The following is a 15,207-nucleotide window of genomic DNA, read 5'->3' as shown; positions in this document are numbered from 1 at the left end:
TTTTTTGAAATGGCTTTATTGCTATGGTATATTTTGTTGTTACATGCTTTTTAATTCAGAAATTAAAGCTTGTATAACATTTTTTGCATCTCCAAATAACATAGATGTTTTCTGGTTATAAAATAGTTCATTTTCAATACCGGCATATCCCGGATTCATAGTACGTTTATTTATAATAATACTTTTTGCCTTTTCAACATCCAAAATGGGCATACCATAAATTGGACTTGATGGGTTGTTGTGTGCGGCAGGGTTTACAACATCATTGGCTCCAACAACGAAAACAACATCTGTATTTTGAAATTCCGGATTTACATCTTCCATTTCTACAAGTTTGTCATAATCTACATTGGTTTCTGCCAATAAAACATTCATGTGTCCTGGCATTCTTCCTGCTACGGGATGAATGGCATATTTAACTTCGATACCTTTACTTATTAATAATTGCTCTAATTCATGTATAGCATGTTGAGCTTGAGCGACAGCCAACCCATAACCTGGAACAATTATAATGCGTTGAGAATAATTCATTAAAATTGCCGTATCACTGGTCGTTGTTTTTTTAATAGAACCTTTAATTGTATCAGAGACACTTTCATCAACTTGAGAATCACCACCTCCACCAAAACTTCCAAAAATAACATTTACAAGTGATCTATTCATGGCATCGCACATGGCAAAAGTTAGAATAGTACCAGCAGAACCAACCAAAATACCTCCGGTTAACATAACCATATTTCCGTATAAAAAACCACCGAGGGCCGCTGCTAATCCTGTAAATGAATTCAATAAAGAAATAACAACTGGCATATCTGCTCCGCCAATTGGCAAAACAAAGAGTATTCCATAGCCCAAAGCTGCGAAAAATAGAATATATATGAATAATTGACTTTCACTTCCAGACCAAGCTATATAGGATGCAAAGACTATTACGCCTATAATAATTAGATTATTTAATAAGTTATATTTTGGTAATCGTAAGGGTTTATTTAACGTTCCGTTTAATTTTGCCCAAGCAATCATACTTCCTGAAAAAGAAATACTACCAATAATGATTCCTGCAACAATGGTTGTTGTAGAGAGCGTGTCTCCAGTGTAATGTTCAAATTCAATAAGACCAATTAAAGCAGCACTCGCGCCACCCATACCATTAAATAAAGAGACTAACTCGGGCATTTTGGTCATAGCTACTTTTTTTGCTATCATCCAACCAATTATGGTACCTATTAAAATGGCCGTTCCTATTAATCCATAAATATAATTTGGCACGCCTTTTTTATGTAAGAAAATAGTTCCAATAATAGCTATGGTCATACCAGCCGCAGCTATTAAGTTTCCTCTTCTTGCTGTTTCTGGTTTACCAAGCATTTTTAAGCCAAGTATGTAGGTCATAGATGCTATTAAATAAATAAACTCAAGACTAAAAATATATTCCATTATTTTTTCTTTTTAAACATTTCTAACATGCGGTCTGTAACTACAAAACCACCAACTACGTTTAGGGTACCAAGTAAAACGGCTACAAACCCAAGTGCCTGTCCTAAGTAATTTTCAGGGTTAACTCCAAGTAAAACTAAAATGGCTCCAATAATTACAACGCCGTGAATGGCATTAGCGCCAGACATTAAGGGCGTATGAAGAACTGCTGGTACATGCCCAATAATTTCCACCCCAACAAATATCATTAGTATAACAATATAAATTATTTGGAGGTTACTGCTTATAAATTCTATTAGTTCTGTCATTTTATTATAATTTTCCGTTTTGTCTTATTTCGCCGTTTAATACAATAAGCGTTTCATCAGTAATTTTTTCTTTTAAATCCCACTTAAATTTATTACCATCTGTTAAATGAACGATATAATTAAAAGTGTTTTTGGCGTATAAATCACTCGCATTTGTAGAGACACTTTCTGGGGCAATAGTAGTACCTATAATTTTCACACCATGCTTAATAACCGTTTTATTCATTTTACTTAGTTCGCAATTACCTCCTTGAGCTGCAGCTAAATCAATAATTACAGCTCCATTTTGCATTTGTTCAACTTGTTCTTCAGTAATCAAAACTGGAGATTGACGCCCTGGAATCATAGCAGTAGTAATAACTAAATCTGCTTTAAATAGCGATTTGTCAACAGCTTCTTTTTGACGTTGTGCATAATCAGTAGATGCCTCTTTTGCATAACCGTCTTTTGATTCTTCTCCGTTATTATCGACTAAAATAAACTTGGCGCCTAATGATTCGGTTTGCTCTTTAGTTTCGCTTCTAATATCTGTCGCTTCAACAATAGCACCTAAGCGTTTGGCAGTTGCTATAGCTTGCAAGCCAGCAACACCAACACCATAAACTAATACTCTTGCAGGAGAAATGGTGCCTGCTGCAGTCATCATTAACGGGAAAATTTTTGTCATTTCATATGCGCCTTTAATAACTGCTTTGTAGCCCGCCAAATTATTCTGAGAACTTAACACATCCATATCTTGAGCTCTCGAGATTCTGGGCATAGCATCCATCGAAAAAGCCGTAGCACCCTGCTCTGAAATAATTTTCATATCATTAGGGTGTGACTTATGAAATAATTGAGTAATAATAATTTGCCCCTTTTTTAAAAGTTTTAAGTCTTTATTATCAAAGGGGTTAATCTTTATTAAGATATCAGCATTTTTAAATAAATCTTTCTTAGATCTAATACTTGCGCCAGATTTACTGTAATCAGAATTTTTATAAGAAGAATTTGCTCCTGCATCTTCTTCAACTCTAATTTCAAATCCTTTTTCAATAAGTTGTTTAGCAATTTTAGGTGTAATAGCTACTCTATTATCACCTTTTTGGGTTTCTTTTAAAACGCCTATTATCATTTGAAAATATTTTAATTTTTAATGTAATAAAATTACTTTATTTCAAGAGTGATATTGGTGATATTTGTCATGTTTTTATTGAAATGATTAATTGAACTCATTTAAACTTTTTCAATTAGCTATAAAATTGGCCTTTTGCGCCCCTTTTTTGTCTTTTTTTCGTTCCGTAGCGATGCTATGCAACTTGAAAAAACCTTCAAATAGTCACAAAATGACTAATTTTCGCTTTAATCCAAAAAGTTTAAATGAGTTCATTAATTTTAGTTCGGCTTTAAAAGAATATTTCAAAAAAGTGAATTCGAGATATATGCTTTCCATAATATGTGCTACATTTAAACTTTTATTAGATTTATTTAAATGACAATAACCTTTTTAGGCACAGGAACTTCTCAAGGAATACCTATTATAGGGAGTACGCATCCCGTTTGTCTAAGTTCTGAATTTAAAGATAAACGATTGCGTGTTTCGGTGCTTATTCAATGGGATAATTATTCATACGTTATTGATTGCGGACCAGATTTTAGACAGCAGATGTTACGTGCAGGTTGCAATAGAATTGATGGTATTATTTTTACTCACGAACATTCTGACCATGTTTTAGGTTTTGACGACATTAGGCCATTTTATTTTAGACAAGGAGATATTCCTATTTATGCACATAAGCGTGTTTTAAAAGCTTTAAAAAAGCGATTCGACTATGTGTTTAAAACTAAAAACAAATACCCAGGAGCTCCAACAGTTATTGAAAATAGAATTAAAAACGAACCATTCTCATTAAATAATTTGGACGTAATTCCTGTGAATGGAAAACATGATAAATTACAAGTTTTCGGATTCAGGTTTAACGATTTTGCATATTTAACTGATATGAAAAAAGTTAAAGAGGAAGAGGTAGAGAAAATCAAGAACGTAAAAGTACTAGTTGTTAATGCACTGCGCATTGAGCCACATCCTTCTCATTTTAATTTAGAAGAAGCTTTGCAGTTTATAGAGCAAGTGAATCCAGAAACAGCATATTTAACGCATATTAGTCATTTACTCGGATTTCATGAAGAGGTTCAAAAAAAACTACCTAAAAATGTGTTTTTGGCTTATGATGGTTTAGAAATTAATTTATAAAATTTAAAGATGAAGCAAAAAATTTTTATGTACCTGTTTGTGTTTTCAATATTACTTGTATTGTTTCAATACGTCAATGCTAAACGTGTGTTTGAGGATATGAATAACAAACTTGAGAATTACAAAACCCTATCAGAAAAATATAAAGATTCTGTCGGAGTACTGCAAAATGATATTTTGGCAGTATCACATTTTAATCTAGACAGAAATGAAGATGCTATTAGTTATTTTGAGGATGATGGTTATAAAATACATGAATTGATTCCTTTTATTAAAGATGAACTTTATAAGTTGAATGAGGTTAAAGGTGAGCATCCTATAATTCCCTATGCTTCCAGTGAAGGCAGGAAGATGTTGATTAATACTGTAAAATTATTGAACCACAAGTGGATAATTGCTGATTTTTCGGATGGTGAATTTTGGGGAGAACTACTGATAACTTATGAGCTTACAGAAGATAGAAACTTAAAATTTAGGCTTGTTGAGTCTTTTCTGTATCCTTTTGATTAAAAATTATTTGATTTTATAAGCGATGCCTTTTTGTTTTATTGTTTCTCCTACATACGAGTATTCGTAAGTGTATGAAGAGTCTGTTGTAGTTAGAATTTTTAAATGAATATCCTTTTGTTCAGCCATATTTTTAGGGTTTATAGTTTTAAAAATGACTTCGCAATCGTTTATCCAACGTAGTTGTGATGAATCTGTCTTCTTATTATAAACTTCAACTTGTAGGTTTTTATTTCTTTTAAAAGATGATTTGAATAATTCACCATTTATAGTGACTTCACCGTAAAATGCCCCAGTTTCATAATCTTTACAGTTTCGAGTGGTTTCATAACAACTAGTAACGCTTAAAATAATCAGTACAAAGAATAAAAATTTCATATAATAAATTTAAGCACAAATTTACTAAAGAATAGCTCTAGTTCTTAAAGTTTTTAAAACTTCCATCAGAATAAAAAATAACGATTCGTTCTATGGTTTTGTTTTTATCAATATCAGGTGGTAATTCGTTATGGTTTTTGGTAGGCGTGATGCTTTCTTGTTTTACGTCTTTAGTTTTTTCTTCAGAAGGAAATTCTCCTTTACCATTAAATAACCAATACAAATCAACTTCAGGGTAGGCAGAGAGAATCTTTAAAATAAAGTCTAAACTCGGTTTGTTTCTACCTGATAAAATATGAGAAATACTTGAGCGTTGTACACCAATCTTTTCAGCAAAAGAGGAGGCTGATTCACCCTGGTAATCCATGATTTTTTGTAGCCTTTTTATGAAATCTACTGTGTTTATCAATGTAAAAATGATTTGAGATTAATTTATGATACAAATGTAACAATATAACTGTCAATAAGAGATTATATTGTGCGTATTTAGCTTTGTAATTGAAACTAAAACTTTATATTATATATATTAAACTATTGATATTATGTAATTTATATATCTAAATTAATCATTGAATAAAATTTCAATGATTTTATTTAAATTGTACACTTAACTTGTTCGTTGATGTAAACAATTTAGCAAAAAACAATGTTTACAAATGTAAATTAGTAAATGTTTACATTTGTTGAGTAAATAAATAGCAATGCAAGTAGAAGACATAAAAAGGTTGTTTTTAAAACATAAAGAAAATAGTTTATCGCATCGATATATTACCAATAAACACATTGAACCTTTACTAGAAAAAATGTCTGATTTATTTCATGTAGATACCATTGGGGAATCTGTTTTAAATAATCCTATTTATGGTTTAAAAATTGGTTACGGAAAGAAAAGAATTTTAATGTGGTCTCAAATGCATGGAAATGAATCAACAACTACCAAGGCCTTATTTGATCTTTTTAATACGTTTTTAGATACCAATTCTGAGCTTAGTCATATTTTAGAAGCTTGCACATTTTATATTATTCCAATTTTGAATCCTGACGGCGCATTAGCTTATACACGTATAAATGCTAATGAAGTAGATTTAAATAGAGATGCACAAAATTTAACACAGCCTGAAAGTATGGCGTTGCGTAAAGTTTTTGAATCATTCAATCCGCATTTTTGTTATAATTTGCACGGGCAGCGTACTATTTTTAGTGCTGGAACAACAAATAAATCCGCAACAGTTTCATTTTTAGCACCAGCACAAGACGATGCATGTACTATAACTTCAAATAGAAAGGTAGCTATGGAAGTAATAGGTGTTATGAATGAAGCTTTGCAAAGCATTATTCCAAATCAAGTTGGTGTTTATGATGATGCGTTTAATTTAAATTGTGTTGGTGATACATTTCAAAGCGAAAATGTAGCTACTATCCTTTTTGAAGCGGGACACTTTATGAATGACTACGGACGTGAAAAAACACGCGAATTGATTTATACTTCTTATGTAACTTCATTAAATTACATTTCAGGAAAAGAGGTTAATGGAAGTGGTTATAAATCATACTTTAATATCCCAGAAAATAACAAATGCTTTTTTGATGTCATTATTAGAAATGCTAAAGTAAATAATGAATTGGTGGATATAGGGATTCAATTTCAAGAACGTTTGATTGATAATAAGATAGAATTTATACCCAAAGTTGAAAAAATTGAAAATTTAGATGGATTTTATGGACATAGAGAGATTGAAGCTAATGGCTTTGAAGTGTTAGATGCTCGTGGAAAGTTGTTAAAACTAGGTTACGAAAACGTTTGCGTAATATTGAATAGTGAAGAAATAATGCTTTTATCGAAATAAAACATACTAATTTTGCCTTATTTTTAATAAAAATGTATTAATTTTGCCTCATATTTAAGAATAGTTAATTATGGGAAAAATTAAATTAGACGAAATCGATCATCAAATTCTTGACATGTTAATTGATAACACAAGAATTCCATTTACTGATATTGCAAAGAAGTTATTAATATCCGCAGGTACGGTTCACGTGCGTGTTAAGAAAATGGAAGAAGCAGGTATTATTAAAGGCTCTTCATTGATGCTAGATTATAAAAAACTAGGATATTCTTTTATTGCTTATGTAGGCGTTTATTTAAATAATACCTCTCAAACAAAATTTGTTCTAGAACGTATTAATGAAATTCCTTTTGTTACTGTAGCACATATAACCACCGGGAAGTTTAATATTTTCTGTAAAATTAGAGCTAGAAGTACAGAACACGCCAAAGAAGTTATCTTTTTATTGGATGACATAGATGGTGTTTACAGAACAGAAACAATGATTTCTCTTGAAGAAAGCATCAATGATAAAAAACGTTTGATGCATTCTATATTTAATGAAATGTAAAATGATTTCTCAATAATATTATTAGTAAAAGCCCTTGTTTGGGGCTTTTTTTTAGCAGAATTTTTAAAAAGTGCTAGTTATATAATTATTTAAGTATTTAAAGAAATTTTTTGTTTTTGGAAACGAGTTCTTTCATATTTACATAATGAACTCATTTAAACTTTTTCAATTAGCTAGAAAATTGCCGTTTTGCACCCCTTTTTTGTCTTTTTTTCGTTCCGTAGCGATGCTATGCAAATTGAAAAAGCCTTCAAATAGTCACAAAATGACTAATTTTCGCTTTAATCTAAAAAGTTTAAATAAGTTCAATTAATTTTAGATGACTTAGTCAAAAAAAATTTATGATATTTAATTCATTAGAGTTTTTTATATTTCTCTTCATAGTATTTGTTCTGTATTGGCTAGTTTTAAAAAAAAGCCTTAAAGCACAAAACATTTTTCTATTAGTATCAAGTTATATTTTTTATGGCTGGTGGGATTGGAGATTTCTTTCATTAATACTATTGAGTACAACCGTGGATTATTTTGTTGGGATTAGTATAGATTCTAGTAAAAAGCAATCTGTTAGAAAACGTTGGCTATGGGTTAGCGTTTTTTTTAACGTTGGCCTTTTAGGGTTTTTTAAATACTATAATTTCTTTGTTGATTCTTGGGTAGATATGTTTACTACAATAGGGTACAATATGAAAAGCACATGGACATTAAATGTTATTCTACCAGTTGGAATTTCATTTTATACGTTTCAAACCATGTCTTATGCTTTTGATATTTATTATAAAAAACTTAAGCCGACTAAAGATTTTTTATCTTTTGCAGCATTTGTAAGCTTCTTTCCGCAATTGGTTGCAGGCCCTATTGAAAGAGCATCAAATCTTTTACATCAAATCCTCAATAAAAGAACATTTAACTATAATCAATGTGTTGGTGGGCTAAAACTCATTTTGTGGGGCTTATTTAAAAAAATTGTTATAGCCGATTCTTTAGGACCTATAGTTGATGATGTTTTTGCAAATTATGATTCATATCCCGCTTCTACACTAATTTTGGGAGTCACTCTTTTTAGCTTTCAAATATATAGTGATTTTAGTGGATACTCTGATATTGCAATAGGAACCGCTAAACTTTTTGGTATAGAATTGAAATCTAACTTTAAATTCCCTAATTTTTCAAGGAATGTAGCAGAGTATTGGCAACGTTGGCATATATCTCTATCTACTTGGTTTAGGCATTATGTATACATCCCATTAGGAGGTTCTAGGGTTAGTAAATTAAAATCTGTTAGAAATATTATAATTGTGTTTTTAATAAGCGGATTTTGGCATGGCGCCAATTGGACTTTTATTTTCTGGGGAGCTTTTCATGCCTTAGCATTTATACCAATATTTTTATTGGGACGAAATACTATTTATAAGCATTCTGTTGTTGGCCAAAATTCAATTTTTCCTTCATTTGTTGAAGTAGGGCAGGTGCTTTTAACTTTTAGTATTGTTACTTTTTCTAGAATTTTCTTCAGATCTGATTCAATTACTGATGCTTTTAGCTTTATAAACCGAATTATTGAAAATTTTTCATATACTGAATATATGCATCCCATGGGGTATCGAATGATTGATTATTATATTCTAGTGGCAGTGTTTTTGTTATATGAATATAGAATTAGAAAAGATGAACGATCGCCTTTTAAGTTTAAATCAAAATACGTTAGGTTTATAGCTTATGCCATAGTTATATTGTGTATGTTATTATTTTACGATAGTGAATTTGATAGATCTTTCATCTATTTCCAATTTTAAGTTGAAAATATTTTATTATTAATCTAAATTTACATCAGTTATTTAACTCAAAAATATTAGTTGTAATTTAATGAATAACCTAGAGGTAATTACTTTAACCAAGCGTAGTCTTAAAGAAGCAGTGATTGAAAATAAATTTTGGGGTGATTCGTACGAACCTCCTTTTTCTATGAATAAGGCAACGTGGATGCTAGAAAACAATAGGATAGATGATGAAGATGTATTTGCAATCCTAGGTTATGAAAATCATACTATTATAGCTTTTGTTTCGTTAATGCCCGATTTTATAAAAAAAGAAGATGGCGATTTAAAAAAAATATTTTGGAGCCAAAAATGGTGGGTTGCTGACAAGTATAAAAATACAGTGCTTCCAACTTTTGTAAAAAGTAATTCTTTAACAGAAGTAAACAATCAGGTTATTGTAAGGTTTTTAGGAGATTATACTAAGGCGTATTATGACAAACAGCCTTTTATAAAATTTTCAAAAAGACCGAGATATATAATAGTTTTTAATTTGGATCACAAAATTTTAATCAGTAAAAAAAGTGGACTCAAAAAAGTAACGGGTCTTTTAAGATTCTTGGACAAAATATCAGAAAAAGCAACGTATCTAATAAATAATAAGAAAAGCAAAAACAGAACTAAAATGTTATCCTATAGATATTTATCAACTATAGATGATGAAAATTGGGATTTTATTGAAGACTATTGTGCTCATGATATTGTGCCTAAAACACAAGAATATGTAAATTGGCAAATAAGTAATAATCAGTATCATGTTATAAAAGATGGAGAAGCAAAGCCAAGGTATAAATGCTTGCTAGAGAGTATATCAAATAAGATTCATAATTTAAATTTCATGGTAGAAAAAGAGGGCGAAAACATTGGTTTTATATCAGGTTTAGTAAAAGGAAATAGATTTCTATTACGCTTCTTTATTACAAATCAAGATAATTTTGACCATTGTATTGATGCTTTAATGGTTAATTTTTTAAAATCGGAATGTACCTTGCTTCAAACTGAAAACGCTGTCTTAGCAGAGCGTATAAAAAAAAACTATTTAAATATTTATGCAGATTCAAAAAATCTGGTATCTCTAGTTCATAATGAAATAGATATGAATTTTCATGATGTTATTATAAAAGACAGAGATGGTAATTTCGCATAAACCATAGCTTTATGAATTTAATTTATAGCCTACATAATTCATTTAATAAAAATAAAAATAGGAATGCATTTTGTATAAATGATTCTTTTTTTACTTATCAAGACTTATTAAACTGCATCATTAAAATTCGAAATGTTATTGCTGTAAATATTGATTCAACTGAAAATTATATTGGATTAGTTACTAATAATGATTTAGAAACTTATGCTACAATATTTGCTTTATGGATGGAAGGAAAAGCCTATATACCAATAAATCCAACAGCTCCAAAAAGTAGAAACGTAGAGATTTTAAATTTAATTAATGTAAAATGTGTTTTTGATTCATCTAGCATATCAGATTTTTCTTCTTACAAAATAATTAATGCTAATCAAATTGAATCTGATGATAATGCAATAATTGACGCTATAAAATTTGATGAATCTAATGTAGCTTATGTTTTGTTTACAAGTGGAAGTACAGGCATACCAAAGGGAATTCCTATTAGTTTTAAAAACTTAAATGCACTAGTTACAGAATTAGATATTGATGAAGACTATAAATTAAATTCATCCGATAAGTGTTTGCAAATGTATGATTTAACATTTGACGCTTCATTAACAGCGCTTTTGCCAGCACTTTTAGTTGGAGCTTGTCTCTATACAGTACCTCCAAATACCATAAAGTATTTATATGTATATAAACTTTTAGAAAAGTACAAACTAACGGTATTAAAAATGGTTCCATCAATAATTTATTATTTAAGACCATATTTTTCTGAAATCAACGCGCCATCAGTTCGCTATTCAATATTTGGAGGCGAGAAGTTATATGAGGATGTTGTTAGTGAATGGGTTAAATGCATACCAAACGCCAAGGTTTTAAACCATTATGGACCAACAGAATTTACTGTATGTAGTAATTATTATCAATACACTTTTGATAAAGAGAATAAAGCTTATAACGGCGTATTATCTATAGGGAAGCCTTTTAAAAATGTTGATTGTATTATATTAGATAACAATGATAATGTAGTTGCGAATAATATAGAAGGGGAGTTGTGTTTATCAGGTAATCAGCTAACTTCTGGCTATTGGAAAAATGATGAATTAAATGCATCATCTTTTTTTATGCATAAAACAGATTCAGGTGAGATAAAACGATTTTATAAAACTGGAGATTTATGCTTTAGAGATGAAGATGGGTATTACATGTATGTTGGAAGAAAAGATTTTCAAGTAAAAATAGGCGGTTATAGGGTTGAATTAGGAGAGATTGAGTATCATGCTAGAAATCATAAATCTATAAGGTCAAAAAACAGTCTTGTAATAGATGTTAAAAACTCTAGTAATAACGATGAACTTGTACTTGCTATAGAAAGTTCTAATTTTGATACTAAAGATTTAGTTGAACATCTAAGTTTAAAACTTGCAGATTATATGGTTCCAAAAAAAGTATTTTTTATAGATAATTTTCCTCATAATAAAAATGGAAAAATAGATAGAATGCAATTAAGAAATTTGATAAATAATGAATAAAGAAGAAATTTTAACCACTTTAAGAAAATCATTTGTTAGAGTGCTTGAACATGATAATTTTGAGTTAAATGAAACAACTACAGCAAAAGATGTTGACGGATGGGAATCTATCACACATTTGCTTATTATGAATGATGTTGAGAAAGCTTTTAATATTAAATTTAAATTGATGGATTTAATGTCTATGGAGAATGTTGGTGATTTAGTAAATACGGTAAAGAAAGAAATTGAAGTTTAAATGGATATCTACTTAACCCCTTTAAACCATCTATTATACAAGTAAAACCATAGTGTTGGGTGATAAAAAAGCTTATTGTCGATTTGAGGTTTGGCGTTAACTTGGCATTTGAAATTATTAAACTGTTTATCCTTCATAGTTTTTTTATTATAGCAATTCTTTAACCAATTAGAAATAAGAATATATCATAAAACTATCTGTAGGTGTAATACTATCGATTAAAATATTCTGGTTTAGTATATTGCAAGTATCCATACCTACATAATAAATGAAATTCAAATGCAAATTTTCTTGCTATCAGAGTTATATTTATCAAGATGAAAACCTTGAATAAAAGAATCATTAATTATTGCACTTTATCGATTTTAACAATTCGCATAAGCACTTATTATTTATGACATAAGTCATTCTTTTTTTAACTTAAATCAACTAATTTTATAGCATCAACTTTTTTAATCTATTACTAATTTTTTTGAAAGTTTGATATTTTTAGCATCTTAATATTTGTCTGGGATAGCATTTGGTAATTATTATTTGTAATACTCTCTTTGTAAATATATAAATCCTTCAGGATAAACTAATAAGAAAGTATTAAACATAAATAATTAAAATTCTCCTTTGTATTAGATAATAGAAAGCATTTTTTGATGTTAGTGATTTTCTATTCTGTAAATTGAATAATTAATTTATAAATATTAATTTCTTTATCTAGCAAAACCTTAAGTATGATAATATTAGGATTAAATTATTACTTTCATGACTCAACAGCATGTATTGTAAAAGATGGAAAACTTATTTGTGCCATTGAAGAAGAAAGGTTAAACAGGGATAAACATACCCAAGCATTTCCTGAATTGTCTATTAAAAAGTGTTTGGATATTGCAGGACTTAAATACTCAGATATCCATCATATAGCGGTCTCAATTAAACCACAAACACATTGGTTTAAAAAATTGGTTTATATCATTAAACATTTAAAAAACTTTATGCCTTTCTTTGGCCATCATTTAGTTAATGCTTATGCAAAACAAAGGCGCTTTAAGCTTTGGTATAAAAAAATATATAATGGTGATAAAAACTCTCCTGAAGTGCACTTTATAGAGCATCATTTAACACATGTCGCAGGGACATTTTATGTATCTCCATACGATAAAGCGGCACTATTGGGTATTGATGGCTCAGGTGAATGGGCTACAACTTGGTTAGGACATGGAGAGGGTAATGAAGTAAAATTATTAGGAGAAAGTTTTTTTCCAAATTCTCTAGGTTCTTTTTATGAAACTGCAACACAGTTTTGTGGGTTTACACCTAATTATGATGAAGGAAAAACCATGGGACTTGCTCCTATGGGGGATCCTAGTGTTTTTAAAGAAGAGGTTGAAAAAATGTTAAGTGTTAACAGCAACGGAGAATTAAAGATAGATTTATCATATTTTAACTATCAATTCCTTATAAAAAATAGGTATTCCGAAAAATTTGTAAAAATATTTGGAAAGCCAAGGGACCCTAAGGGAGAGTTTGAAGATAATCATCTAAATGTAGCAGCTGCATTTCAACGTGTGCTTGAAGACAAAGTTTTAGAGATGTGTAAAATACTCTATTATAAAACTAAAGCTGACTATTTGGTTATTTCTGGAGGTGTTTCATTAAATAGCGTGATGAATGGAAGAATTGTTAGAGAAACATCCTTTAAAGACGTATATGTAATGCCAGCAGCTGGCGATAATGGAACGGCAATAGGTGCTGCATACTATTTATATAATGGAATACTTAAAAAACCTAGAAATTTTGTGCATACAAATCCCTATTTAGGTACTAAATATACAAATGATGAAATTGAAACGATTATTAAGTCAGCCAAACTTCAACCTAAATATTTTGATGATATATGTGAAAAAGCGGCATCATTATTATCTGAGGGCAAAATAATTGGTTGGTTTCAGGGTGCCATGGAAATTGGGCCTAGAGCATTGGGTAGCAGAAGCATTCTTGCAAACCCTGCCTTTCCAGATATGAAGGATAAAATTAATGCAGAAGTAAAGCATAGAGAAGCTTATAGACCTTTTGCACCTTCTGCCTTAGTCGAATCTTATAAAGATTATTTTGATCTTGAAGTGGAAGCGCCTTTTATGCTTAAAGTCTGTAAAGTTCATAAAGATAAGCAAGCCGTTATTCCTGCAATAACACATGTAGATGGAAGTGCAAGATTACAAACAGTTGATGGAAAACATCATCCGCTATATTATGATGTAATAAAAAAACTTGCTACAAAAACAGGAGTTCCTGTTGTTCTAAACACTAGTTTCAATATACAAGGTGAACCAATTGTAGAATCGCCTAAAGATGCCTTAAGATGCTTTTATTCAACAGGGCTTGATGCATTAGTAATTGGTAACTATCTTTTAGAGAAGTAGTTTATTTTCAACTCAATAAATATAGATTGTCATTTTATTTTATATAACCATCTTTTATAAAGATAGAACCAAAAAGTAGGTTGATAGTACAATTCTTTTCCAATATCAGCTTTGGGTTTTTGTATTTTTATACTGTCTGATTTTATATCATTAATTGCTTTTTTTAAGAGTGGTAGTGCTTTTGATAATTGTAAATATGTATAACTTATGAAATTGTCTTTTGGGGTTATCTCATCTACTATAGTATCCTGATACAGAATGCCACCAGTATCAATACCTTCATCTACTAAATGAACAGTTACACCACAGTTTTCTTTGTCTTTATTTATTAATGCCCAATATGCACCATGTAAGCCCCTATAATATGGTGTAATACCAGAGTGAATATTAATAAATTTAGCGTTAATAGATTCTAAAGTCTTTTTTGATAAAATTCTAGTAGTTACAATTACAACAATGTCAGGGTTTAATTTTTTAAGTAGTTTTCGACCTTCTTCTGAGTTAATTGAGGTTACTTCTATTGTTTTTTCTAATTCAAAATCAGCTTCTTTAATATTGTTTCTATCAAGAATTTCCTGATATCTTTTTTTTGAAGTTGCGTTTATATATGAAACAGCTATAACTCTAAATAATAACTGCCCAACAACATGAATTATACCAAGTCTTTTTATTCTACGCTTCAATAGTTTTGATATACTTTCTCCCTTATCAACAATAATATGCTCGATATTAAATTCATCCTTCAAACTTTGGTATACCATTTTTGGGTAGTACCAATCACCAACTATCATTATAATTTTTTTATCCATATAACTTC

The 15,207-nt window shown here is 29.9% G+C and carries 15 protein-coding genes; 9 read left to right on the top strand and 6 right to left on the bottom strand.

Annotation, left to right across the window (positions count from 1 at the left end; translation table 11 throughout):
• Positions 1 to 39: 39 nt before the first annotated feature.
• Genes AAC024_RS02330 through AAC024_RS02320 form a run of 3 tightly spaced genes read right to left on the bottom strand, consistent with a single transcriptional unit; the run spans position 40 to position 2,859 of the window.
• Positions 40 to 1,437, bottom strand: coding sequence for an NAD(P)(+) transhydrogenase (Re/Si-specific) subunit beta (locus AAC024_RS02330; protein WP_339893569.1), 1,398 nt, complete (start codon positions 1,435 to 1,437; stop codon positions 40 to 42).
• Positions 1,437 to 1,745, bottom strand: a complete 309-nt coding sequence (locus AAC024_RS02325) for an NAD(P) transhydrogenase subunit alpha (RefSeq protein WP_339893568.1) — start codon at positions 1,743 to 1,745, stop codon at positions 1,437 to 1,439. Before AAC024_RS02325 ends, AAC024_RS02330 begins: the two co-directional genes overlap by 1 nt.
• Positions 1,746 to 1,749: 4 nt before the next feature.
• Complete coding sequence (locus tag AAC024_RS02320; protein ID WP_339893567.1) at positions 1,750 to 2,859, bottom strand: Re/Si-specific NAD(P)(+) transhydrogenase subunit alpha; 1,110 nt, start codon at positions 2,857 to 2,859, stop codon at positions 1,750 to 1,752.
• Between the two features lie 357 nt (positions 2,860 to 3,216).
• Here AAC024_RS02320 and AAC024_RS02315 point away from each other — a divergent pair, with 357 nt between their 5' ends.
• The gene (locus AAC024_RS02315) at positions 3,217 to 3,978 is read left to right on the top strand and encodes an MBL fold metallo-hydrolase (protein WP_339893566.1); all 762 of its coding nucleotides are present in this window, start codon (positions 3,217 to 3,219) and stop codon (positions 3,976 to 3,978) included.
• 9 nt (positions 3,979 to 3,987) lie between these two features.
• A complete protein-coding gene (locus AAC024_RS02310) occupies positions 3,988 to 4,488 on the top strand; it encodes a hydrolase (protein ID WP_339893565.1) in 501 nt (166 codons plus the stop codon).
• A 3-nt stretch (positions 4,489 to 4,491) separates the two neighbouring features.
• On the opposite strand, the gene AAC024_RS02305 is transcribed toward AAC024_RS02310, so the two are convergent.
• Entirely contained in the window at positions 4,492 to 4,863 is a 372-nt protein-coding gene (locus AAC024_RS02305) for a DNA topoisomerase IV (protein WP_339893564.1), read from the bottom strand.
• Between the two features lie 37 nt (positions 4,864 to 4,900).
• Positions 4,901 to 5,272 carry a helix-turn-helix transcriptional regulator gene (locus AAC024_RS02300; RefSeq protein ID WP_339893563.1) on the bottom strand — a complete coding sequence of 124 codons (372 nt, stop codon included), beginning with the start codon at positions 5,270 to 5,272 and terminating at the stop codon, positions 4,901 to 4,903.
• A gap of 292 nt (positions 5,273 to 5,564) precedes the next feature.
• Here AAC024_RS02300 and AAC024_RS02295 point away from each other — a divergent pair, with 292 nt between their 5' ends.
• The 7 genes from AAC024_RS02295 (at position 5,565) to AAC024_RS02265 (ending at position 14,390) form a co-directional block, all read left to right on the top strand.
• Positions 5,565 to 6,710, top strand: coding sequence for a M14 family zinc carboxypeptidase (locus AAC024_RS02295; RefSeq protein WP_339893562.1), 1,146 nt, complete (start codon positions 5,565 to 5,567; stop codon positions 6,708 to 6,710).
• Positions 6,711 to 6,780: 70 nt separating this feature from the next.
• Positions 6,781 to 7,260: a winged helix-turn-helix transcriptional regulator gene (locus tag AAC024_RS02290; protein ID WP_339893561.1), complete on the top strand. Its 480-nt coding sequence runs from the start codon at positions 6,781 to 6,783 to the stop codon at positions 7,258 to 7,260.
• Positions 7,261 to 7,601: 341 nt separating this feature from the next.
• Entirely contained in the window at positions 7,602 to 9,053 is a 1,452-nt protein-coding gene (locus AAC024_RS02285) for an MBOAT family O-acyltransferase (protein WP_339893560.1), read from the top strand.
• A 70-nt stretch (positions 9,054 to 9,123) separates the two neighbouring features.
• Entirely contained in the window at positions 9,124 to 10,221 is a 1,098-nt protein-coding gene (locus AAC024_RS02280) for a hypothetical protein (protein WP_339893559.1), read from the top strand.
• Positions 10,222 to 10,232: 11 nt separating this feature from the next.
• Positions 10,233 to 11,738, top strand: coding sequence for an AMP-binding protein (locus AAC024_RS02275; RefSeq protein WP_339893558.1), 1,506 nt, complete (start codon positions 10,233 to 10,235; stop codon positions 11,736 to 11,738).
• Positions 11,731 to 11,976 (top strand): acyl carrier protein, encoded by a 246-nt coding sequence (locus AAC024_RS02270; protein WP_339893557.1) that lies wholly within the window; start codon positions 11,731 to 11,733, stop codon positions 11,974 to 11,976. Before AAC024_RS02275 ends, AAC024_RS02270 begins: the two co-directional genes overlap by 8 nt.
• A gap of 725 nt (positions 11,977 to 12,701) precedes the next feature.
• Positions 12,702 to 14,390 (top strand): carbamoyltransferase C-terminal domain-containing protein, encoded by a 1,689-nt coding sequence (locus AAC024_RS02265; protein ID WP_339893556.1) that lies wholly within the window; start codon positions 12,702 to 12,704, stop codon positions 14,388 to 14,390.
• A gap of 29 nt (positions 14,391 to 14,419) precedes the next feature.
• Here AAC024_RS02265 and AAC024_RS02260 read toward each other — a convergent pair whose 3' ends face one another.
• Positions 14,420 to 15,199 (bottom strand): formyl transferase, encoded by a 780-nt coding sequence (locus tag AAC024_RS02260; protein ID WP_339893555.1) that lies wholly within the window; start codon positions 15,197 to 15,199, stop codon positions 14,420 to 14,422.
• Between the last annotated feature and the right edge of the window lie 8 nt (positions 15,200 to 15,207).

The sequence above is a fragment of the uncultured Algibacter sp. genome, from assembly GCF_963976535.1.
In the GTDB taxonomy this organism is placed as follows: domain Bacteria; phylum Bacteroidota; class Bacteroidia; order Flavobacteriales; family Flavobacteriaceae; genus Algibacter_B.
The sequence above is the reverse complement of the archived record's forward strand: the minus strand, read 5'-3'. Positions and strand labels throughout refer to the sequence as shown.